Source organism: Pantoea piersonii (genome assembly GCF_003612015.1).
Classification (GTDB): Bacteria; Pseudomonadota; Gammaproteobacteria; order Enterobacterales; family Enterobacteriaceae; genus Pantoea; species Pantoea piersonii.
Genome location: NZ_RARB01000001.1, coordinates 1,145,448 through 1,166,118, shown reverse-complemented (window position 1 = coordinate 1,166,118; position 20,671 = coordinate 1,145,448). Strand labels below are relative to the sequence as shown.

The following is a 20,671-nucleotide window of genomic DNA, read 5'->3' as shown; positions in this document are numbered from 1 at the left end:
CCTGCTATTTAATTGCGCGCTATCTTATGGCTGGCTACAGTCTGGCAGCCAAACAGGAAAAAGAAAACGATCATTTTGTAATTTTTTTATCTTTCGGATTTTTTGGCATTGTTTTAAATATTTTGCTGTGCCTAGGCAGCGGAATGCGCTTAAAATTTGGTACCAGAAACCTGCTTTTTTCCTGTTGTCCTGACAGGATTTATCCGGCTTGTTGATTACACACTTTTTATTTCTGTTTCGTTCCAGAGGTGGGGCGGGCCGGAGGATCCATGCAAACATGTTCTGTCGACCCAGAGAGTCGCACCCGCGCGCTTGAGGCGTTTCGTGAACCTGACGAAAGCCGTGATGGCGTACTCGAAAAATTTGTCCGGCTGGCAAGCCAGGCGCTCGGCATTCCTGGCTGTTTTATTTCCATCGTTGACGATGAATTTCAGTACATCAGGGCCGCGCGCAACTTCTCTCTCAGGCACTCGACGCGTGAAGATTCGCTTTGCCGCTATGTGATAGATAACGAAACGCCGATGGTGGTGTCGGACACCTTGCTGGATGCCCGTTTTGTAAAGCATAAGTTTGTCGTCGGCGAGCCCTATATCCGCTTCTACGCCGGCGTTCCGCTGAAAAGCCGCAATGGTCATATACTCGGAACGCTCTGCGTCACCGACGGCGAGCCGCATCTGCTGAGCGCCGAGCAGCTTACCGCGCTGACGCTGCTGGCTGCGCTGGTCATCTCTTTTCTGGAAGCCTGGCACTCGGCCGGCTTTACCGATCCCGTCACCGGTTTGCCCAATCGCCAGCGCCTGATCCGCGATCTGCAATATCTGGCAACGGGCGGCGACAATCTGCCGCGTCGGCTGGTGCTGATCGACTGTATCGACATGCCGCGCGCTTATGAACTGGCGCGCTCTATGGGAATGGGGCCGGTGGAGGGGCTGCTAAAAGATGTCGCTACGCTTTTGCCTCTGCGCCTCCGTCTTGGGCCGGGCGATCTGCTTTACACCGTGGCGACCGGACGTTTTGCGCTACTGGTCAGCGAAAGCAGCGGGCTGAGCGCAGCCCGGGTGGCGGATCGCATGGAGGGCATCAGCGCGGATCTGGGGGAAGGGCTCTCTGTCACCCTGACGACCTTTACCGGGGAAGTGAATTTTACGGCTGTGGCGTTACCCGCGCAGGAGATATTGCGTCGCGGGCTTAGCGCGCTACATGAAGCGATTGGCAGCGGCGTGCCGACGCGAACCTTCAGCGCAGCAGAGGACGTTCGCCGCACGCGCGACTTTACCCTGATGCATGAGCTGGCCTCGGCTTTACAGCGCGACGAGGGCCTTTATCTGGCCTATCAACCCAAAATCTGTTTGCAGACAGGCGCACCTGTCGGGCTGGAGGCGCTTATTCGCTGGCGTCATCCCGTACTGGGGGAATTATCGCCCTCCGCTTTCGTCCCGCTGGCGGAGCAGACAGAGCTGCTGCATGACATGAACGCCTGGGTTATCGATCGCGCTATTGCGCGCCTGGCGAGGTTGCGTAATCACTGCATACAGCTGCCCGTGTCGGTCAACGTCAGCCTGCACGATTTTGCCCGTCCCGGATTTGCGGACCTTCTTGAAGATAAAATGTTGAAAGTCAGGCTACCCACCTCGCTGCTTGGCGTGGAGTGTCTGGAGACTGAACGCCTGATTGAAAGTCCGGCAGCCATGCGCGGTCTGGAGATGCTCAAGCTGCGCGGTTTTGGCATATCGCTGGACGATTTTGGCACCGGATACAGCAATATCAGCTACCTTCGCCGCATGCCGCTGGACGTTATCAAGCTGGACCGCTCTTTAATTAGCGGGCTTTCATCCGATACCGCGTCGCGCATCATTGCGCGAAATATTATCACCATGCTGAAAGAGCTGGACTATGTCGTGCTGGCCGAAGGAATAGAGAGCGCCGATGTGGCAGGTATGCTGAGTGAATATGGCTGTGACCAGGCTCAGGGCTATTTTTATGCCAAACCGCTTCCCGATCGGGAACTTGATGCGTGGCTGAACTGGAAGCTGCGCAATAAATGCAGCTGAAGCTCGCGCTTTTTATGGCGCATCCCGTGCCGCGTCAGAGGAGGGATCGTCGGGCACATCGCTCCATGTGCAGTCAATCTCGCTGTCATGCGAAACGCACTCGGGCAGCGCGTCACGATTCTTTGCCTGACGGTCGGGCGTCGCCGCGCAGCTGACGAGCAGCAGACAGGCGAAAAGCGCAGCAGGTTTCAACATGGGAAGCATCCATTCAGAACAGGTGCGCCAATTCTCTGTGCTGTTGCGTCAACAGGCGTATAACGACCCAGGCCAGAAAGAAGCCGCAACGTCAACCCTGCTTAAACCCCACCACTATTTGCTCCGGTTCCCGCGACAAACGCGATCTAAATCAATAACGAGAATTGTTCGCAATCGCATAGTTGCGCCACAGACCTATCGGAGATGAGATCATGTTGATAAAACCTGGCACTCAATGGCGCATTACAGGTTTCCAGAGCGACCTGTCCAGGCTGTTCAGCCGCAAACTTTTTTCACTGGGTTTCGTGCCGGGCGCGGTAATCGATATCGTCAGGTTCGCTCCGCTGGGCGATCCGGCTGAAGTTCGTATTCGCCACACCAGCTATGCGCTACGTAAATCTGAGCTGGCGATGCTGCGTCTTGAGCCGGTTAACGGAGGTGAGGGCGCATGAAAAGCATTAATGCCGTACTGGCTGGCAACCCTAACGCGGGTAAAACCACGCTTTTCAACCTGCTGACCGGGCTGCGCCAGCGCACCGGCAACTGGCCGGGCGTTACCGTTGAGCGTAAGCAGGGCACTTTCGCTACGGGGCAGTCGTCCGTGACCCTGATTGATTTGCCGGGTATCTATTCTCTTGAAACGGTACACGCCGAGGACGGGATGTCCGCCGACGAGCGGGTGACCTGCAGCTACGTTATGAGCGGCCAGGCGGATGTGTTAATCAACGTGGTTGACGCCTCCAGCCTCGAAAAAAGCCTGTGGCTCACTTTGCAGCTGCGCGAGCTGAATTTGCCCATGATCGTGGTGCTTAATATGGCCGACGTCGCCAGAAAGTGCGGCATTACTCTGGATGCCGATACGCTGGCCGCACAGCTGGGTTGTCCGGTGGTATCGATGTCCGCCTCGACCGCGGAAGGGCTGCCGGACCTGCTGGCGGCTATCGATCGCGTCGCTGCCGCGCCTGCCGCAGCGCTGCTGGTGAACCGGGCAGAGGTGAGCCATGAGGCACGTCTGGCGCGCATCAATGCGATCTGTGAGGCAACCTGCGATCAGGCGTCTCATACCGCCCACCGTCTGACGCAACTACTGGATAATCTGTTCCTTAATCGCTGGCTCGGTTTTCCCCTGTTTCTGGGGGTGATGTACCTGATGTTCTATCTCTCCATTAATATCGGCGGCGCGCTGCAGCCGGTGTTTGACAAGGGCTCTACCGCGCTGTTTATCGACGGTACTGCCCAGCTTTGCGCGACGCTCCATCTTCCCGGCTGGCTCACCTCGTTTCTGGCGCAGGGCATTGGCGGCGGGATCGCCACCGTACTGCCGCTGGTGCCGCAGCTGGCGCTGATGTTCTTCTTTCTGACGGTGCTGGAAGAGTCCGGCTATATGGCGCGCGCCGCCTTTGTCGTCGATCGTCTTATGCGCTGGCTTGGCCTGCCGGGAAAATCCTTTGTCCCGCTGATCGTTGGCTTTGGCTGCAACGTGCCGGCGGTGATGGGCGCGCGAACGCTTGAAACCGAGCGGGAGAGGCTGGTCACGATGCTGATGGCGCCCTTTATGTCCTGCGGTGCCAGGCTGGCGATATTTGCCGTTTTCTCCACGGCCTTTTTTGGCAACGCCGGCGCCGGGCTAATTTTTACGCTCTACCTGCTTGGCATTGTGGCGGCTGTCTTCACCGGGCTGGTGTTAAAGCACACCCTGCTGAAGGGGGCGTCGTCGCGCGTCATTATGGAGCTGCCGCTGTGGCATGTGCCGGTCATGCGTAGTCTGCTGCTACAAACCTGGTTTCGGCTACACGCCTTTGTTATCCGCGCGGGCGCGGTGATCGTCGCAGCCTGCGTAATCATCAGTCTGCTTTCCGGCCTGACGGCGAAAGGCGAGATCGCGCAGCGCGTCGACGACTCCGTGCTCGCCTCAGCCAGCCGTTACCTGACGCCTTTGTTTACCCCCATGGGCGTTCGGGCCGATAACTGGCAGGCGACGGTCGGACTGGTAACCGGCGCAATGGCGAAAGAGAGCGTGGTCGGCACCCTGAACGCGCTTTATCTGGCGGAGCCGCAAAACGCGCCAGACGCCGGGCCTGCGCAGAGCCTGTCGGCGGTCTTTGCCGACGCGCTGGATGAAACCTGGCAAAACCTGAAGGAGGCGCTCAGCCCGCAGACGCTGTTTAATCCGGTTGAAGCGAGCAAAGGGGACGGCGAGATGAGCCAGGGCGCGGTAGGCGTGATGCAGACGATGTTCGGCAGCTCGCTGGCGGCCTATAGCTATCTGGTCTTCGTCTTGCTCTACGTGCCGTGCGCCTCGGTGATGGGCGCTTTAGCGAAAGAGGCGGGACGTCAGTGGATGTGGTTCGCCCTGATCTGGGGAACGATCGTGGCCTATGGCGCCGCCACCCTGGTTTACCAAACCGGCACCTTCACTCAGCATCCCGGTTTCAGTCTGATCTGTATAGCAGGGGTCATTGCCGCAGGCGTCGCAGCCGTCACGCTTCTGCGTCAGTTGCGCTTCACCAGACAGCCTGCGCTGCAGCCCGTTAAAGAGGGCGGATGCGGCGGATGCAAAGGTTGCGGACATTAACGGGAAAAGGTAAACGCGTCTGTTATGGCGCGTTACCACCTGCCTGACGTAAGCGTGAGAAGCTGATTAACAAGGATAAAGGCGCGAAACAGGATAATTCCGCTTGCAAAGTGGCCGGGAAAATTTTGTAAAAAGCTGTGTTCTCTATCGACCGACTGCTGCGCCTGTCTTATGCTTGACCGGCCTCTAACCCTAACACTTCCGGAGTCCGACTGATGAAAGCAGCCACCTTTCTGCTGGCCGGTGCCGCGCTGCTGCTCTCCGCATGCAGCAGCAGCAATAACGAACCGCCGCAACAAGCTACCGCCGCCCATATTCAACCGCACGTCGTTATGTCGTCTCTGGCTGAAAGCAACTGCGCCGGTGCAGGTGGAACCCTTGCCTTTTCTCACCAGCTGGACGGCACGCGCATCGGCATGTGCCAGCTGGCGAACGGACGCCGCTGCGACGAACAGGCGCTGATCGGCGGCAACTGCGCCCGCTAAACTAGGCGGAAAGCTGATTCGGGCAGGTTTCGCCGTGCTCAAGCTGGTTGATATTCGACAAGGTCGTTTCTGAAATCGCCGTCAGCGCTTCAGCGGTAAGGAAGGCCTGATGGCCGGTAAACAGCACGTTGTGGCAGGCGGAGAGCCGACGGAACACATCGTCCTGAATCACGTCGTTAGACTTGTCTTCAAAGAACAGGTCGCGCTCGTTCTCGTAGACATCCAGGCCGAGCGACCCGATTTTTTGTTGCTTTAATGCCTCAATCGCCGCCTGAGAATCAATTAATGCGCCGCGGCTGGTATTAATAATCATCACGCCATCTTTCATCTGGCTGAAGGCCGAGGCATTCAACAGATGGTGGTTCTCCGGCGTCAGCGGACAGTGCAGCGTAATCACGTCTGATTCGGCGAACAGGGTTTTCAGGTCGACGTACTCCGCGCCCAGCTCCAGCGCCTGCTCACTCGGATAGGGATCGAACGCCAGCAGACGCATGCCGAGGCCTTTCAGAATGCGCATCGTCGCCACACCGATTTTGCCAGTGCCGACGACGCCCGCCGTTTTGCCGTGCATATTAAAGCCGGTTAAGCCGTCGAGAGAAAAGTTGGCGTCGCGCGTGCGCAGCCAGGCGCGATGGATACGGCGGTTAAGCGTTAACATCATGCCTACCGTATGCTCCGCCACCGCTTCCGGCGAATAAGCGGGCACGCGCACCACCTTCAGGCCCAGCTCCGCCGCCGCCGCTAAATCGACGTTGTTGAAACCAGCACAGCGCAGCGCGATATACTTCACGCCCAGCGACGCCAGCTCCTCCAGTACCGGACGACTGGCGTCATCGTTAACGAAAATGCATACGGCGTCGCAGCCGACGGCATTTTTGGCCGTCGCTTCCGTCAGTAAAAAGTCGAAGTACACTACATCGAAACGGTAGCCTTCGTTAACCTGATCGAAATATTTCTGGTCATAATGCTTCGTGCTATAAACCGCGATTTTCATCGTTACGCTCCTGTACTCGGGTATTCACACAGCATAACGTTTAATTGCCAGTTTTGCTGCTGTCGGTAGCGCGCCTTCAACTCTGGCCGATTACATGCCATCATCACTGTCAGGATCCTGTCAGGAAAAAGGAATATTACTGCCATGCCGCGGAGCCTCCGCCGACTACTCGCTGCACTACTGGCGCTGACGCTACTGCTGCTGGGGCTGCTGCTTACCCTTACGCAATGGCTGCCGCGCCTGGCCGGCATCTGGCTGCCAGCGGAGACGCGTATCGTACTGGATGGATCGCCGCGCTGGCGCAACGGTGGCTTATGGTTTCCGGAGGTGCGCTACCTGGCGGGCGAATGCGTGCTGGCGAGCGTCGCGCAGGCTTCGCTCGGCTGGCATGAAAAGCGCTGGCGGCTGAATGCGCACCAGGTCACGCTCAACAGCGACTGTCTGCAAAAGCTGCCGCAAAGCGAGCAGCCCGGCGCGCCTAAAAGCCTGGCAGCGTGGCAGCAGCTGTTACCGGGCGCCGATATTCATCTCGATAATCTCAGCATTGCGCCCTGGCAGCAGTATGCCGGCGGTTTCGACCTCGCTCTGACCCCCGACAAACAGACGCTGCACTATCGCGGCGAAAACCTCAGTATCGATGCTAACCTGCAGGGGCAGCAGCTCACGGTAGAGCAGCTGACGCTGCGCCACAACGCGCTGCCGGAGCCTGTTACGCTTCATGGTCAGTTCGATCTGCCTGAGTTTGCCAACGGCCTGCCGGTCAGCGGCCAGCTGGCAGGCGAACTGCAGTACGCTGGCGAACCGCTGCGGCTGACGCTCGACTGGCAACAGCAGCAGGGAAAGCTTGCGCTCTATACCACCGGCGACGGAGAGCCGCTGTTAACGCTGCCGTGGCAGGCCGATGCCCGACAGATCCGCATTTTGAAAGGGCACTATCGCTGGCCGACCGGCGATCAGACGCTCTCCGGCTTTCTCGACCTTACGCTGGATAACTGGCAGCAGGGGCTGGAGGAGACGCAGATCGCTGGCCGTCTCAACGTTCTGACGCAGGGGCGCGGCGGCAAAGGCAACGCGGTCTTGAGCATCGGGCCGGGCAGGCTGAGTATGACCGACAGCGCGCTGCCGCTGCGCCTTACCGGCGAAAGCAAACTGGCGGCGATGCAGCTCTATGCCTCGCTGCCGGGCGATCTCAGCGGGCCGCTGCTCGATCCGCAGCTGACATTTCAGCCCGGCGCGCTGCTGCGTCTGCGCGGCCGCCTGCTCTCTACGCTGGAAGTGGACGAAGCGCGCTGGCCGCTGGCGGGCGTGCGGCTCGTGTCGCAGGGCGTCGACGGGCGTTTACAGGCAATCCTTAAGGCGCACGATCCGAGCTTTGGCCAGTTCAGACTTCACCTGGACGGCCGCGCGGCCGATTTCTGGCCAGATAAAGGAGAGTGGAAGTGGCGCTACTGGGGAGCGGGCGACATGCTGCCGCTCAACGCAAAATGGACCATACAGGGCGCTGGCGGCTGGCGCGACACGCTTATTCATCTCGACAGCCTTAATGCCGGTTTCAATCAGATGCAGTACGGCATGGCGCAGGTTTCGCGGCCGCGCCTGACGTTAAGCGCGCCGGTCAACTGGCAGCGTGATGCACAACGGCCTGCTTTTAATGGCGGCTTCCGCATCGATGCGGGAGAGACGCTTTTTGATTTTGGCGGTCGCCTGCCCGCCTCGTCGCTGAGCTTTGAGGCGAAAGGCCAGGATCCCAGCCATTTTGTCTGGCGCGGTCAGCTGCAGGCGCAGGCGATAGGCCCGCTGCGCGTGCATGGCCGCTGGGACGGTGCACGCCTGCGCGGCGAAGCCTGGTGGCCGACACAGTCTCTGACGGTCTTTCAGCCGCTGCTGAACCCGGATCTCAAGATGAAAATACGCTCGGGCGAGCTGCGCGCCCAGGTGGCCTTTTCCGCCGCGGCGAAAGAGGGCTTTAGCGCCGGCGGTCACTGGACAGTGAAGCAGGGCAGCCTCTGGACGCCGGACAACCAGATCAACGGCGTCGATTTCTCGCTGCCGTTCCGTCTTAAAGATCAGCAGTGGCAGCTCGGCGTGCGCGGTCCGGTGTCGCTGCGTATCGGTGAAGTCGCCAACCAGTTCGCCATGAAGAATATTCGCGCCGATTTGCAGGGCTACTACCCCTGGCGCGAGGCGCAGCCGCTGACACTGCAGGATGTCAGTATGGAGGTGCTGGGCGGTAAGGTAACGCTGGCCGCGCTGCGTCTGCCGCAGCACGAGGCGGCAAAGCTGAGCCTGCGCGATATCAGCCTGAGCAAGCTGGTCTCGGCGCTGAAACCGACGCAGTTCGCCATGTCCGGCAAGATCAACGGCGAGCTGCCGCTGTGGGTGAACAACCCGCACTGGCTGGTGCAGAACGGCTGGATCGCCAACAACGGCTCCCTGACGTTCCGCATGGACAAAGATATGGCCGACGCGATTACCGCTAACAACGTTGCGGCGGGCGCGGCAATGGACTGGCTGCGCTATATGGAGATCTCGCGCTCGTGGGCGACGCTCGATCTCGATAACCTGGGCAACCTCGCCATGCAGGCGCAGGTGCAGGGCACCAGCCGCTTCAGCAACCGCGACCAGACCGTAAATCTGAACTACCGCCATCAGCAGAACCTGTTTCAACTCTGGCGCAGCCTGCGCTTTGGCGATAATTTGCAATCCTGGGTGGAACAGAACGCCACTCTGCCGACTAAAAGGGATCAAAAACCATGAGCCTCCGGGCGTTACTGATGCTGGCAGTCGGGCTGCCGCTGACTGGCTGCGTGCCGCGCATTGAGGTGGCCGCGCCAAAGGAGCCGATCACCATCAATATGAATGTAAAGATCGAACATGAGATCCATATCAAAGTGGATAAAGATGTGGAGGCGCTGCTGAAAAACCAGAGCGGTCTCTTTTAATGCGCGCTTTGGCTAAACCGCTGATCGCCGCGCTGCTCTTTATCGGTGCGGCGCAGCCTGCGCTGGCGTTAACGCTGGATGAGGCTCGTCATCAGGGGCGCGTCGGGGAAACCTTTAGCGGCTACCTCGCCGCGCGCCAGCAGGATAGCGAGACGCAGGCGCTGGTGAAGCGCGTCAACGACGGGCGCAGCGCCGAATATCAGCGTATCGCGCAGCAGAACAATCTTACCAGGGATCAGGTTGCGCAAATCGCCGGCGCTAAGCTGGTCGAACGCGCAGGCGCAGGGGAGTATGTGCGCGGCCTTAACGGCCTGTGGATGCAGAAATAAAAAAGCCAGGCATCATGCCTGGCAACTGAAACAGTCTGAATAATAATAATGATGATTAGGCAGCAACGATCTGTTTGATCGCGGTTTTCGCTTCTTCAGTCGCTTTGGTGGCCACTTCCGGGCCGTACGCGATGCCTTCGGCGAAAACAAAGTTTACGTCAGTGATGCCGATAAAGCCCAGGAAGAGCTTCACGTACGGGGTCAGCAGATCGGTCGGGGTATCTTTGTGAATGCCGCCGCGGCTGGAGAGGATGACTGCGCGCTTGCCTTTCACCAGGCCTTCCGGGCCCGCTTCGGTGTAGCGGAAGGTCACGCCGGCACGTGCAACCAGGTCAAAATAGTTTTTCAGCTGGGTCGGGATGTTGAAGTTGTACATCGGCGCGGCGATAACCACCACGTCGTGCGCCTGCAGCTCGGCGATCAGGGCATCGGAGAGCGACAGCGCCTCCTGCTGACGCGGAGAGAGCGGGGCGTCTGACGGACGCAGCGCGCCGACCAGCTCGCCATCCAGTACCGGGATCGGATCAGCAGCCAGGTCGCGAACGGTCACCTGATCGCCTTTCGCTTTCGCTTCTTCAACGTAGAAATCGGCCAGTTGGCTTGACTGTGAGTAACCAGCCAGAATGCTGGATTTCAGAACTAATACTTTGCTCATTGCTGTTTCCTGTTTGTTACGCGGAAGGCTTCCCGCTCAATGGGTTACACTCTACGGTCATTAAGCGCGCGGGAAAAGCGCAATATTTCGAGAGCTATGTTCGAATTTCTTGAATAAGCGAGGCAGGCAAGGCGCAGCTGAGCGGGCTGAAATGTGTTACTCTTTGCCGATACAATTTTTAGAATCAGCCGGTTAACCCGGTTACCGGACGCTGCAGCGTGCAGCGGCTCCGTCTGAGAAGGTACTCCATTACTATGTCATCACCGGTTTCCTCTCCCTTTGCATCGCTGTGGTCGCGACTCGACAACCTGATGCTGCGTGACCGTCAACGCCTTCAGCGCCGTCTGCGCGGCGCCAGCAAGGTGAACAACCCCGCTGCGCAGCAGGGCGTCGCCGACGAAATCAGTCAGGAGATCGCCGCAGCGGAACAGCGCGTCGCCGCACGTGCCGCCGCGACGCCAAAAATTACCTTTCCCGATAATCTGCCCGTCAGCCAGAAGCAGCAGCAGATCGCCGAAGCGATCCGCGATCATCAGGTGGTGATCGTCGCTGGCGAAACCGGTTCGGGTAAAACCACCCAGCTGCCGAAAATCTGTCTGGCGCTGGGGCGCGGCGTGAAAGGGCTGATCGGCCATACCCAGCCGCGTCGTCTGGCGGCGCGCACCGTCGCCAACCGTATCGCCGATGAGCTGGAAACGTCGCTTGGCGGCTGCATCGGCTATAAGGTGCGCTTTAACGATCAGGTCAGCGAAACCACCCAGGTGAAGCTGATGACCGACGGTATTTTGCTGGCGGAAATCCAGCAGGACCGCCTGCTGTTGCAGTATGACACCATCATTATCGATGAGGCGCACGAACGCAGCCTGAACATCGATTTCCTGCTCGGCTATCTGCGCGAGCTGCTGCCGCGCCGTCCCGATCTGAAAATCATCATTACCTCGGCGACCATCGATCCGCAGCGCTTTTCGCGCCACTTCCATAACGCGCCCGTTATTGAAGTGTCGGGCCGTACTTTCCCGGTCGAGGTGCGTTACCGGCCGGTGGTGGAAGAGGCGGACGACAGTGAGCGCGACCAGCTGCAGGCGATCTTCGACGCGGTCGACGAGCTGAGCGACGAAGGGCGCGGTGATATTCTGATCTTTCTGAGCGGCGAGCGCGAAATTCGCGACACCGCCGACGCGCTGGCGAAGCGCGATCTGCCGCATACGGAAATTCTGCCGCTCTATGCGCGCCTGTCGAACGCCGAGCAGAACCGGGTTTTCCAGTCGCACAGCGGACGCCGCATCGTGCTGGCAACCAACGTAGCGGAAACGTCGCTCACCGTACCAGGCATCAAATATGTTATCGATCCCGGCACCGCCCGCATTAGCCGCTACAGCTATCGCACTAAGGTGCAGCGTCTGCCGATCGAGCCGATTTCACAGGCGTCGGCTAACCAGCGTAAAGGGCGCTGCGGCCGCGTTTCAGACGGCATCTGTATCCGGCTCTATTCCGAGGATGACTTCCTCAGCCGCCCGGCCTTTACCGATCCGGAGATCCTGCGCACTAACCTGGCGTCGGTTATTCTGCAGATGACGGCGCTGGGGCTGGGCGATATCGCCGCGTTTCCCTTTGTCGAAGCGCCCGACAAGCGCAATATTCAGGATGGCGTGCGCCTGCTGGAAGAGCTTGGCGCATTAACGCTCAACGACGAGACCGGCCACTACAAGCTGACCAGCTCTGGCCGTCAGCTGGCGCAGCTGCCGGTTGATCCCCGTCTGGCGCGCATGGTGCTGGAGGCGCAGCGCTTCGGCTGTGTGCGTGAGGTGATGATTATCGCGTCGGCGCTGTCGATTCAGGATCCGCGCGAGCGCCCCGTAGAGAAACAGCAGGCCGCCGATGAGAAACATCGTCGTTTCGCCGACAAAGAGTCGGACTTTCTCGCCTTCGTTAACCTCTGGAATTACCTGGGCGAACAGCAGAAAGCGCTGTCGGGCAACCAGTTCCGCCGCCAGTGCAAAGGGGATTTCCTGAACTATCTGCGCGTGCGTGAATGGCAGGATATCTATACCCAGCTGCGCCAGGTGGTGCGTGAGCTGGGTATTCCGGTTAACAGCGAACCGGCGGGCTTCCGCGAGGTGCACTGCGCGCTGCTGACCGGCCTGCTGTCGCATATCGGCATGAAAGACGCCGAGAAGCAGGAGTTTACCGGCGCGCGCAACGCGCGTTTCGCCATTTTCCCCGGCTCAGGGCTGTTTAAAAAACCGCCGAAATGGACCATGGTCGCCGAGCTGGTAGAAACCAGCCGCCTGTGGGGCCGGATCGCGGCGCGTATCGATCCGGAGTGGATCGAGCCGCTGGCGCAGCACCTGATCAAGCGCAGCTACAGCGAGCCGCACTGGGAAAAAGGTCAGGGCGCGGTGATGGCGCAGGAGAAAGTCACGCTGTACGGTCTGCCGATCGTGGCCGCGCGCAAGGTGAACTACGGGCGTATCGATCCCGCGCTGAGCCGCGAGCTTTTTATCCGTCATGCGCTGGTGGAAGGCGACTGGCAGACGCGCCACGCCTTTTTCCGCAACAACCAGAAACTGCGCAGCGAGGTCGAAGACCTTGAGCACAAATCACGTCGTCGCGACATTCTGGTCGATGATGAGACGCTGTTCGGCTTTTATGACCAGCGCGTCGGCCAGGACGTGGTGTCGGCGAAACATTTCGACAGCTGGTGGAAGCTGGCGAGCCGCGATAATCCCGATTTGCTCAGCTTTGACAAACAGATGCTGATCAAAGAGGGCGCGGAGAAGGTCAGCCAGCTCGACTATCCCAACTTCTGGCATCAGGGCAACCTCAAGCTGAAGCTCAGCTATCAGTTCGAGCCGGGCGCGGACGCCGACGGCGTAACGGTGCATATCCCGCTGCCGCTGCTTAATCAGGTCGAGGATCAGGGCTTCGAGTGGCAGATCCCCGGCGTGCGCCGCGAGCTGATTATTGCGCTGATTAAGTCGCTGCCGAAGCCGCTGCGCCGTAATCTGGTGCCCGCGCCCAATTACGCTGACGCCTTCCTGGGGCGCGTTACTGCGATGGAGATGCCGCTGCTCGACGCGCTGGCGAAAGAGTTTCGCCGTATGACCGGCGTGACGCTGGAGCGGGAAAACTGGCAGTGGGATCAGGTGCCCGATCACCTGAAAATGACCTTCCGCGTGGTAGATGAACACAACCGCAAGCTGAAAGAGGGTAAAGATCTCAGCGCGCTGAAAGCCGAGCTCAAGGAAAAAGTGCAGGAGACCCTGTCAAAAGTGGCGGATGACGGGCTGGAGCAGAACGGCCTGCATATCTGGAGCTTTGGCGATCTGCCGCGCAGCTATGAGCAAAAGCGCGGCGGCTATCAGGTCAAGGCCTGGCCAGCCCTGGTCGATGAGAAGGATAGCGTGGCGATACGCCTGTTCGACAGCGAGCAGGAGCAGCAGAAAATGATGTGGCGCGGCCAGCGTCGTCTGCTGCTGCTGAATATCCCTTCGCCGATAAAATACCTGCACGAAAAGCTGCCGAATAAAGCCAAGCTGGGACTCTACTTCAACCCATACGGCAAAGTGCTGGATCTGATCGACGACTGCATCGCCTGCGGCGTTGACAAGCTAATGGCGGAAGCGGGCGGCCCGGCCTGGCAGCAGGAAAACTTCGAGCAGCTGCGCGAGAAAGTGCGCGCTGAGCTAAACGATACGGTGGTAGAGATTGCGAAACAGGTTGAGCAGATCCTGACGGCGGTGTTCAACATCAACAAGCGGCTGAAAGGGCGCGTTGATATGACGATGGCGCTGGCGCTGTCAGATATCAAGGCGCAGATGAGCGGTCTGGTCTATCGCGGCTTCGTTACCGGCAACGGCTGGAAACGCCTGGGCGACACGCTGCGCTATCTGCATGGCATTGAGCGTCGTCTGGAAAAACTGCCTGCCGATCCGCACAGCGATCGCGCGCGTATGCTGAAGGTGCAGGCAGTGGAGCAGGCCTGGCAGGCGTGGCGTAATAAACTGCCGCCGCAGCGTCAGGATGATGAAGAGGTGAAGGAGGTTCGCTGGATGATCGAGGAGCTGCGCATCAGCTACTTCGCGCAGCAGCTCGGCACCCCTTATCCCGTTTCTGACAAGCGCATCCTGCAAACGATGGAGCAGTACGCGGCGTAACAGCGAACCCATCGCAGGCAGCCGCAGCGGAGACGCTGCGGCTTTTTTTATACTGATAAAACTGGCGAAGCAAAGGTTATAGCGCTGTCGCTCAATTCCTCTTTACAGCTATACCGAAAATGGACGCGAAATATAAAGCGACGGTAAGGCCATCGCCGCTTTTTTTCGATAGAATCAGCGCGGCGCGAAAGGGGCGCCAGATTATTTTATTCAGTTAAGGACGATGGTTATGAAAAAGTCTGTTTTTGTCAGCCTTGTTATGCTCGCTCTGGGAGCAAACGTTAACGCCTATGCCGATAAACATACGTTCACTCTTGGGTATGCGCAAAGTAAGGTCCAGGATTTCAAGGATATTAACGGGATAAACCTTAAATACCGCTATGAATGGGACTCACCGCTGAGCCTTATTGGCTCGCTTACCTGGATGAGCGGCAGCGGAAGCTACACGCCCGACATCGACTCTATGGATAGATTTGATAGTCATGCGAAAGTGAAATATTACTCGCTCTCCGTCGGGCCAGCCTGGCGCTTCAGTCAATATATCAGCCTCTACGGTTTGCTCGGGGTAAATTATAATAAGGTCGACTATCGCGAAGGCTGGTATAACTATGAAGGACGCTACGTTTATATGGGCGAAACCAGGCTCAAAGAGAATAAAACGTCTCTGATGTATGGCGCTGGCGTGCAAATTAATCCGGTCGAAAACCTGGCGATTGATATCGGCTATGAGGGATCGCGTCTCGACGTTGCTGATAAAAACATGTCGATTAACGGCTTCAATGTGAACCTGGGCTACAGCTTCTAAATATACCCGGCGTTCCCCGTTAAAAAAGGCGCGGCTGATAATTCAGCTGCGCCTTTTTGCATTCTGCCGCCGCGCGGATGTTATTGCGCCAGCGCTTCCAGCCGGTCGCGGAACGAGGTAACGGCGATAGCGCGGTTATCGGCCAGATAGCGATCTTTCGCCGCTGGCGCCGAACTTTGTACCGCAATCAGCTGCCAGCCATTATTGTTTTTCAGCAGCAGCGGTGAGCCGCTGTCGCCCGGTAGCGTATCGCACTGATGAGAGAGCACGGCGCGCTGCGCCCAGCCGGTAATCAGGCAGTCACTGTGTGAGTAGAGCGTATCCAGGTGATCTTCCGGATAACCCGCCTGCGTCACTTTTCGGCTCGCCTCTTTTAGGGCGGCGGTCAGATCGCTACGCGATCCGTCAAACAGCGGGATCGGCGTAATCGCGGAAGGCGGGTTGCGCAGAATAACCAGGCCGTAATCGAAAGGCGCGGCGTCGGTCGGGACTATCCAGCCCTCGCCATCAGCTTTTAGTTTGCGCGCCAGCGCCGGCTCGACGCGCGCGTCGATATCATGGATTTCATAACGCCAGCCGCGATCGCTGGCCATAAAGCGCAGCGCAACCGGCTTATCGAATTTGCCCGGCGGCGTCAGTAAGCAGTGTCCCGCCGTCAGCGCCAGGTGGGCGGAAATCAGCGTGGCGGTACAAAGATTGCCGCTCTCAGTTTCCAACTGACCAATGGCGTCCCAGGGAGCGGCGGTAACGTCGCCGATCGCTTTCCGGTGATCTTTGCCAAAGAAAAGCATTTTGATTTCATCGGGATTCGGCGCATCGTCGTCATCATCGGCGTGAGCCAGAGTGGTGAAGCAGAACAATCCAGTCAATAGCAAAATAGCCAGGCGCATAGGTCTCTCAATGGCGAGATTTAAAAAGAGGTTATTGTCATCACGCATGCGCAATAACTATAGTCGGTGAGCGGTAAAAAAGGGAGATTTATTGGAATAATCAGCACGCTACAACGACTAAATAAAGAAGAAGGCCGCGATGACGCCGCAGAGGATCATCACCAGCAGAATAATTTCAAAACGATAGCGACGCACCATTTCCGCAACTCCAGTAACGAAACACCCGGCAGAACCGGGTGTTTTTATTATTCAACGCTTCTTAAGGCGCAGGTGCGCAACCTTAATTATTTAGCAGCGGCTTTTTTAACTGCTTTGTGGTGCTTTTTAGCAGCCTGGGCTTTCTGCGGAGCAGCAGCTTTTTTGGTTGCTTTGTGGTGCTTTTTAGCAGCCTGAGCTTTCTGTGCAGCCGCTTTCTTAGCTACTTTGTGGTGTTTTTTAGCAGCCTGGGCTTTCTGTGCAGTTTCTTTCTTGGCAGCTTTGTGGTGCTTTTTAGCGGCCTGAGCTTTCTGCGCAGCGTCTTTTTTCACAGCTTTTTTGTGGTGCTTTTTAGCAGCCTGAGCTTTCTGAGCGGCTTTGTGTTTCTTGTGCGCGACTTTATGCGTGGTTTTAGCAGCCGGCGCAGCGTTAGTCGTGGTAGTGGTCGCAGCAGGAGCTGCTGCAGCTGGCGCAGCGGTGGTGTCAGCAGCGAAAGCAACAGAAGAGAGACCCATAGCAGCGGCGATGACCAGTGCAAACAATTTTTTCATTGCAAATTCCTCGAACATTTTTTTCATGTGTAGCCCACTGCGGGGCCGGTGAAAAGACTATATAAAATGCGAGGAACAGTTTCCGTGGGTGTTTGGTATCGGCGTGTAACCGATTGTACAAAGCGGGAAAAAGGCGGCCGGGAAGGCCGCACAGATTAACGATTCAGGTAGCGTTGTTCAAGATGCTGGCGGAAAAAGCGTGGATTAAGCGCTTCGCCGGTGGCATTGATCAGCAACTGTTCAGTAGGGAAGCGGCTGCCGTGCTGCCAGATGTTTTGCTGCAGCCAGTCAAATACCGGCTGAAGCTCCCCATGCTGAAGGCGGTCACTTAAATCCGGCAGCGCTTTTTTCACCGCCTGGAAGAGCTGCGCCGCGTACATAGCGCCCAGCGTATAGGTCGGGAAGTAGCCGAAGGCGCCGTCGGTCCAGTGAATATCCTGCATACAGCCGTCACGGTAGTTGCCGCGGGTATCAATACCCAGCGACTGCTGCATCTTTTCATCCCACAGCGCGGGAATATCGTCGACCTCGATCTCGCCTTCGATTAGCGCGCGCTCAATCTCGAAACGTAAGATGACGTGCGCCGGATAGCTCAGCTCATCGGCGTCGACGCGGATAAAGCCGGGCTTAACGCGCTGCGCCAGACGCACAAAGTTGTCGGGCTGTAGCGCAGGCTGCTCGCCCAGCTTCTCGCGCACCTGCGGCAGAATGCGCTGCAGGAATTCACGGCTGCGGCCCAGTTGCATCTCCATAAACAGGCTTTGCGACTCATGGATCGCCGTAGAGCGCGCCTGACCGACCGGCTGGTTGCGCCACTGCTGCGGCAGACCCTGCTCGTAACGCGCATGGCCGGTTTCATGGATCACGCCCATCAGTGCGCTGAGAAACTCATTCTGGTTATAGCGCGTGGTAATACGTACATCCTCCGGCACGCCGCCGCAGAAAGGATGTGCGCTGACGTCAAGTCGACCGTGGCGGAAATCAAAGCCCAGCGTCGCCATGACATTCAGGCCCAGCTCGCGCTGCGCGGCAATGGCGAAGGGACCTTGCGGCTCATCGATCTTCTCCTGCGCCTGCTTCTCCACCACGCGCTGCAGCAGATCGGGCAGCCAGCTCTTCAGCTCGCCGAAGGTTGCATCCAGTTTCGCGCCTGTCATGCCGGGCTCGTAGAGATCCAGCAGGGCATCATAGCGCGATGTGCCATTCGCCTCTGCGCGCAGCTGCGCCTCTTCGCGGCTCAGGCGCACCACCTCTTTCAGGTTGACGGCAAAGCCTTGCCAGTCGTTCGCCGGACGCTGTTCGCGCCAGGCGTGCTCGCAGCGCGAACCGGCCAGCGACTTCGCTTCCACCAGCGAGGCGGGCAGCAGCGACGCCTGCTGCCACGCGCGCTGCATTTCGTGCAGGTTGGCGCGCTCGACGTCGTTAAGATCGGCCTGTTCGGCCTCTTTAATCAGCTCACCGACGTGCGGATCGGTCAGAATCTCATGACGCAGCACGCCCATCTCCGCCAGCGCTTCGCCGCGCGCCTGGCTGCCGCCCGTCGGCATCATGGTTTGCATGTCCCAGCCCGCGACCGCCATCAGGTGGCCGAAGCGGGAAAGCCGCTGAAAAGTCGCACTAAGTTGTTGGTAAGCAGTAGGCATCAGAAACTCCTTGTAAGGGTTTATCGCGCGGAAAGCTCACGCAAAGGTAGATCAACCGGCCAGCAAAAGCGAACGCTGGCCCCGCCCAGCGGGCTGCCTTCGATGCTGACGTGGCCGCCTAACGCCTGCGCGATGGAGTAAACGATCGCGAGCCCCAGACCGCAGCCGCCGGTGGCGCGATCGCGGCTCGGATCGAGACGGACAAAAGGTTCGAAGACGCGTTCGCGCTCCTCAGGCGGAATGCCGGGGCCATCATCCTCAACCTGCAAGCAGCCGAGCGCGCCGTCGAACCACAGGCTGACGCGCAGCCGGTGGCCGGCGTAGCGCAGTGCGTTATTGACCAGGTTATCCAGGACGCGCTCCATCAGGCGGGTGTCGGACACGCCGTGGTTTTCGCGCTGCGGCAGGTCGAGATCGATCTGGGTTTGCGGATTGAGGGCGCGCACGTCGTTAATATGCTCGCGCAGCCAGTGCGCCAGGTCGAGCGAGGTCAGGTTGAGGTCGACGCGCGGCCGATCGAGACGCGCATAGGTCAGCAGCTCCTCAATCAGGCTCTCCAGCTGGCCGATATCGCGGTTAATTGCGGCGGACTCGCCTGCGGTAAGATTGTCGCTCATCTCCAGCCGGTAGCGCAGACGCACCAGCGGCGTACGCAGCTCGTGAGCGATGCCGTCAATCAGCTGCTTTTTGCTCGCTACCAGCGTGTTAATGTTCTCCGCCATCTGGTTAAAAGCGATACCCAGGCGAAACAGGCTGGAGGTATTGTCAAAATGGGTGCGGACATCGAGCTCGCCGCGGCCAAAACGCTGCGCCGCAATCTCCAGACGCTGCATCTCCTTCCAGTGCGGTCGCATCCAGATAAAGACCGGCAGCGCCAGCGACATGCCGATAAACACCAGCAGCGCGATATCCAGCAGCCGCATCTGATGCAGGTAGAAAAGATAGGGGATAGGGCCGACGGAAAGAACGTAATGGCTGCGCGGAATATGCTGTAAAAACGTGTACTGATCGTCCAGCGCGACGATTTCACCGGCGCGCAGGCGACGCATATCGGGTTCGTCGAGCTGATATTTGCTCATCGGTTCGATATGCAGGTCGAACGACAGGCCAAGGTCGAGGCTTTTAATCGTCTTGTTCCAGTCGCGCGGCGGGATTTCGCGCAGCTCGCTGCGGATCAGATAGAGCGAGCTCGCCATCAGATCGTTCATCGACTGTCTTCCGGCGCGTTCGGCGGTGAATTTGTAGACCAGACCCACCAGCAGCGCCATCACCAGAAAGCAGACGAACAGCAGCAGATAAAACTGGATAAACAACTTTCTCATGCCTGCGTATCCCACGCCTGTGGAGCGAACAGATAGCCTTTGTTGCGAATGGTTTTGATACGGAAAGGCTCGGTGGCGCTGTCGTGCAGCTTTTTACGCAGGCGCGAAATCGCCACGTCGATGCTGCGATCCATGCCGTCATAGCTGACGCCGCGCAGGGTCTTCAGCAGCGCATCGCGGTTCAGGATCTGTCCTGCATGGCTGGCCAGCTCCCACAGCAGGTCGAAATCGGCGGTCGAGAGCACGATTTGCTCGCTAAAGAGCGTGACTTCGCGGTTCAGCGCGTCGATGGTCAGCGAGCCGAAGCGTAGCAGCTTCTGCTTCTGCGCCACGGCAGGCGTGGGCGTCTCATCGCTTTGTCCCTGCTGCGCCTGGCGCAGATGGAGCCGCAGCCGCGCCAGCAGCACCGCAGGCGGCGTGGTTTTCAGAATATAGTCCTGTGCGCCCATCTCCAGTGCCAGAATATGGTTCATGTCGCTGTCGAGCGAGGTGAGCAGCACAATCGGGCCTTGCCACTGTTGTCGCTGGCTGCGCAGATCGCGGCACAGCGTCATGCCGTCTTTGCCCGGCAGCATAATATCCAGCATGACGAGATCCGGCTGTTCGGCCGCGATCACCGCTTCAGCGCGGTCGCCGCGCGTCTCGACAATCACCTCAATATCATGACGGCCAAGGTAGGCCGCAATCAGCGAACCGACTTCCGGCTCGTCTTCAACAAAAACGATTTTATTCATAATCCACTGCGACAAATTAGCCTGGCGAGCAGCATAGCTTTTCCCGGTCCTGAGCACTATGCCGCCGCACGAAATATCCCTGCGTTACTGGTATCTGCACGGCAAAATGTGCCATCATTAACTCTGCGTTTAAGCAAGGTTCTGAGCC

The 20,671-nt window shown here is 58.6% G+C and carries 18 protein-coding genes; 9 read left to right on the top strand and 9 right to left on the bottom strand.

Annotated features, from left to right (window positions below; translation table 11 throughout):
- Positions 1 to 269: 269 nt before the first annotated feature.
- Positions 270 to 2,051 (top strand): sensor domain-containing diguanylate cyclase, encoded by a 1,782-nt coding sequence (locus tag D7S44_RS05580; protein WP_120452744.1) that lies wholly within the window; start codon positions 270 to 272, stop codon positions 2,049 to 2,051.
- Between the two features lie 12 nt (positions 2,052 to 2,063).
- On the opposite strand, the gene D7S44_RS05575 is transcribed toward D7S44_RS05580, so the two are convergent.
- Positions 2,064 to 2,246: a hypothetical protein gene (locus D7S44_RS05575; RefSeq protein WP_120452742.1), complete on the bottom strand. Its 183-nt coding sequence runs from the start codon at positions 2,244 to 2,246 to the stop codon at positions 2,064 to 2,066.
- Between the two features lie 212 nt (positions 2,247 to 2,458).
- Here D7S44_RS05575 and D7S44_RS05570 point away from each other — a divergent pair, with 212 nt between their 5' ends.
- The 3 genes from D7S44_RS05570 to D7S44_RS05560 all read left to right on the top strand — a co-directional run bounded on the left by D7S44_RS05570 (position 2,459) and on the right by D7S44_RS05560 (position 5,306).
- Positions 2,459 to 2,698, top strand: coding sequence for a FeoA domain-containing protein (locus D7S44_RS05570; RefSeq protein WP_120452741.1), 240 nt, complete (start codon positions 2,459 to 2,461; stop codon positions 2,696 to 2,698).
- Positions 2,695 to 4,821: a Fe(2+) transporter permease subunit FeoB gene (gene feoB, locus D7S44_RS05565; RefSeq protein WP_120452739.1), complete on the top strand. Its 2,127-nt coding sequence runs from the start codon at positions 2,695 to 2,697 to the stop codon at positions 4,819 to 4,821. Before D7S44_RS05570 ends, feoB begins: the two co-directional genes overlap by 4 nt.
- A gap of 215 nt (positions 4,822 to 5,036) precedes the next feature.
- Positions 5,037 to 5,306: a putative hemolysin gene (locus D7S44_RS05560; RefSeq protein ID WP_120452737.1), complete on the top strand. Its 270-nt coding sequence runs from the start codon at positions 5,037 to 5,039 to the stop codon at positions 5,304 to 5,306.
- A 1-nt stretch (position 5,307) separates the two neighbouring features.
- On the opposite strand, the gene D7S44_RS05555 is transcribed toward D7S44_RS05560, so the two are convergent.
- Positions 5,308 to 6,300, bottom strand: coding sequence for a 2-hydroxyacid dehydrogenase (locus D7S44_RS05555; RefSeq protein WP_120452735.1), 993 nt, complete (start codon positions 6,298 to 6,300; stop codon positions 5,308 to 5,310).
- A 144-nt stretch (positions 6,301 to 6,444) separates the two neighbouring features.
- On the opposite strand from D7S44_RS05555, the gene D7S44_RS05550 reads away from it, so the two are divergent.
- Genes D7S44_RS05550 through D7S44_RS05540 form a run of 3 tightly spaced genes read left to right on the top strand, consistent with a single transcriptional unit; the run spans position 6,445 to position 9,571 of the window.
- Positions 6,445 to 9,057 (top strand): YdbH family protein, encoded by a 2,613-nt coding sequence (locus D7S44_RS05550; RefSeq protein ID WP_120452733.1) that lies wholly within the window; start codon positions 6,445 to 6,447, stop codon positions 9,055 to 9,057.
- A complete protein-coding gene (locus D7S44_RS05545; protein ID WP_120452731.1) occupies positions 9,054 to 9,242 on the top strand; it encodes a YnbE family lipoprotein in 189 nt (62 codons plus the stop codon). The genes D7S44_RS05550 and D7S44_RS05545 overlap by 4 nt, the downstream gene beginning before the upstream one ends.
- Positions 9,242 to 9,571, top strand: a complete 330-nt coding sequence (locus D7S44_RS05540) for a YdbL family probable chaperone protein (RefSeq protein ID WP_120452730.1) — start codon at positions 9,242 to 9,244, stop codon at positions 9,569 to 9,571. The genes D7S44_RS05545 and D7S44_RS05540 overlap by 1 nt, the downstream gene beginning before the upstream one ends.
- A gap of 55 nt (positions 9,572 to 9,626) precedes the next feature.
- Here D7S44_RS05540 and D7S44_RS05535 read toward each other — a convergent pair whose 3' ends face one another.
- The gene (locus D7S44_RS05535; protein ID WP_120452728.1) at positions 9,627 to 10,226 is read right to left on the bottom strand and encodes an FMN-dependent NADH-azoreductase; all 600 of its coding nucleotides are present in this window, start codon (positions 10,224 to 10,226) and stop codon (positions 9,627 to 9,629) included.
- Between the two features lie 254 nt (positions 10,227 to 10,480).
- Here D7S44_RS05535 and hrpA point away from each other — a divergent pair, with 254 nt between their 5' ends.
- Together hrpA and D7S44_RS05525 are read left to right on the top strand one after the other, a co-directional pair.
- The gene (gene hrpA / locus D7S44_RS05530; RefSeq protein WP_120452727.1) at positions 10,481 to 14,383 is read left to right on the top strand and encodes an ATP-dependent RNA helicase HrpA; all 3,903 of its coding nucleotides are present in this window, start codon (positions 10,481 to 10,483) and stop codon (positions 14,381 to 14,383) included.
- A gap of 229 nt (positions 14,384 to 14,612) precedes the next feature.
- Positions 14,613 to 15,188 (top strand): Ail/Lom family outer membrane beta-barrel protein, encoded by a 576-nt coding sequence (locus D7S44_RS05525; RefSeq protein WP_120452725.1) that lies wholly within the window; start codon positions 14,613 to 14,615, stop codon positions 15,186 to 15,188.
- 80 nt (positions 15,189 to 15,268) lie between these two features.
- On the opposite strand, the gene D7S44_RS05520 is transcribed toward D7S44_RS05525, so the two are convergent.
- From D7S44_RS05520 to rstA, 6 genes are all read right to left on the bottom strand, one after another.
- Positions 15,269 to 16,078, bottom strand: coding sequence for a trypsin-like serine peptidase (locus tag D7S44_RS05520; protein ID WP_120452723.1), 810 nt, complete (start codon positions 16,076 to 16,078; stop codon positions 15,269 to 15,271).
- A 117-nt stretch (positions 16,079 to 16,195) separates the two neighbouring features.
- Positions 16,196 to 16,276 (bottom strand): small membrane protein YdgU, encoded by an 81-nt coding sequence (gene ydgU / locus D7S44_RS24195; RefSeq protein WP_455430548.1) that lies wholly within the window; start codon positions 16,274 to 16,276, stop codon positions 16,196 to 16,198.
- A gap of 86 nt (positions 16,277 to 16,362) precedes the next feature.
- Entirely contained in the window at positions 16,363 to 16,824 is a 462-nt protein-coding gene (gene asr / locus D7S44_RS05515; RefSeq protein ID WP_120452906.1) for an acid resistance repetitive basic protein Asr, read from the bottom strand.
- Positions 16,825 to 16,979: 155 nt separating this feature from the next.
- The gene (locus D7S44_RS05510) at positions 16,980 to 18,467 is read right to left on the bottom strand and encodes a carboxypeptidase M32 (protein ID WP_120452722.1); all 1,488 of its coding nucleotides are present in this window, start codon (positions 18,465 to 18,467) and stop codon (positions 16,980 to 16,982) included.
- A gap of 20 nt (positions 18,468 to 18,487) precedes the next feature.
- Positions 18,488 to 19,789, bottom strand: a complete 1,302-nt coding sequence (gene rstB / locus D7S44_RS05505) for a two-component system sensor histidine kinase RstB (RefSeq protein ID WP_120452720.1) — start codon at positions 19,787 to 19,789, stop codon at positions 18,488 to 18,490.
- Positions 19,786 to 20,523, bottom strand: coding sequence for a two-component system response regulator RstA (gene rstA, locus D7S44_RS05500; protein WP_120452719.1), 738 nt, complete (start codon positions 20,521 to 20,523; stop codon positions 19,786 to 19,788). Before rstA ends, rstB begins: the two co-directional genes overlap by 4 nt.
- Between the last annotated feature and the right edge of the window lie 148 nt (positions 20,524 to 20,671).

Bases quoted from the DNA above. Each gene is read 5' to 3' on its own strand.
- D7S44_RS05580 (WP_120452744.1), top strand. From the start codon at position 270: ATGCAAACATGTTCTGTCGACCCAGAGAGTCGCACCCGCGCGCTTGAG.
- D7S44_RS05575 (WP_120452742.1), bottom strand. From the start codon at position 2,246: ATGTTGAAACCTGCTGCGCTTTTCGCCTGTCTGCTGCTCGTCAGCTGC.
- D7S44_RS05570 (WP_120452741.1), top strand. From the start codon at position 2,459: ATGTTGATAAAACCTGGCACTCAATGGCGCATTACAGGTTTCCAGAGC.
- feoB (WP_120452739.1), top strand. From the start codon at position 2,695: ATGAAAAGCATTAATGCCGTACTGGCTGGCAACCCTAACGCGGGTAAA.
- D7S44_RS05560 (WP_120452737.1), top strand. From the start codon at position 5,037: ATGAAAGCAGCCACCTTTCTGCTGGCCGGTGCCGCGCTGCTGCTCTCC.
- D7S44_RS05555 (WP_120452735.1), bottom strand. From the start codon at position 6,300: ATGAAAATCGCGGTTTATAGCACGAAGCATTATGACCAGAAATATTTC.
- D7S44_RS05550 (WP_120452733.1), top strand. From the start codon at position 6,445: ATGCCGCGGAGCCTCCGCCGACTACTCGCTGCACTACTGGCGCTGACG.
- D7S44_RS05545 (WP_120452731.1), top strand. From the start codon at position 9,054: ATGAGCCTCCGGGCGTTACTGATGCTGGCAGTCGGGCTGCCGCTGACT.
- D7S44_RS05540 (WP_120452730.1), top strand. From the start codon at position 9,242: ATGCGCGCTTTGGCTAAACCGCTGATCGCCGCGCTGCTCTTTATCGGT.
- D7S44_RS05535 (WP_120452728.1), bottom strand. From the start codon at position 10,226: ATGAGCAAAGTATTAGTTCTGAAATCCAGCATTCTGGCTGGTTACTCA.
- hrpA (WP_120452727.1), top strand. From the start codon at position 10,481: ATGTCATCACCGGTTTCCTCTCCCTTTGCATCGCTGTGGTCGCGACTC.
- D7S44_RS05525 (WP_120452725.1), top strand. From the start codon at position 14,613: ATGAAAAAGTCTGTTTTTGTCAGCCTTGTTATGCTCGCTCTGGGAGCA.
- D7S44_RS05520 (WP_120452723.1), bottom strand. From the start codon at position 16,078: ATGCGCCTGGCTATTTTGCTATTGACTGGATTGTTCTGCTTCACCACT.
- ydgU (WP_455430548.1), bottom strand. From the start codon at position 16,276: ATGGTGCGTCGCTATCGTTTTGAAATTATTCTGCTGGTGATGATCCTC.
- asr (WP_120452906.1), bottom strand. From the start codon at position 16,824: ATGAAAAAATTGTTTGCACTGGTCATCGCCGCTGCTATGGGTCTCTCT.
- D7S44_RS05510 (WP_120452722.1), bottom strand. From the start codon at position 18,467: ATGCCTACTGCTTACCAACAACTTAGTGCGACTTTTCAGCGGCTTTCC.
- rstB (WP_120452720.1), bottom strand. From the start codon at position 19,789: ATGAGAAAGTTGTTTATCCAGTTTTATCTGCTGCTGTTCGTCTGCTTT.
- rstA (WP_120452719.1), bottom strand. From the start codon at position 20,523: ATGAATAAAATCGTTTTTGTTGAAGACGAGCCGGAAGTCGGTTCGCTG.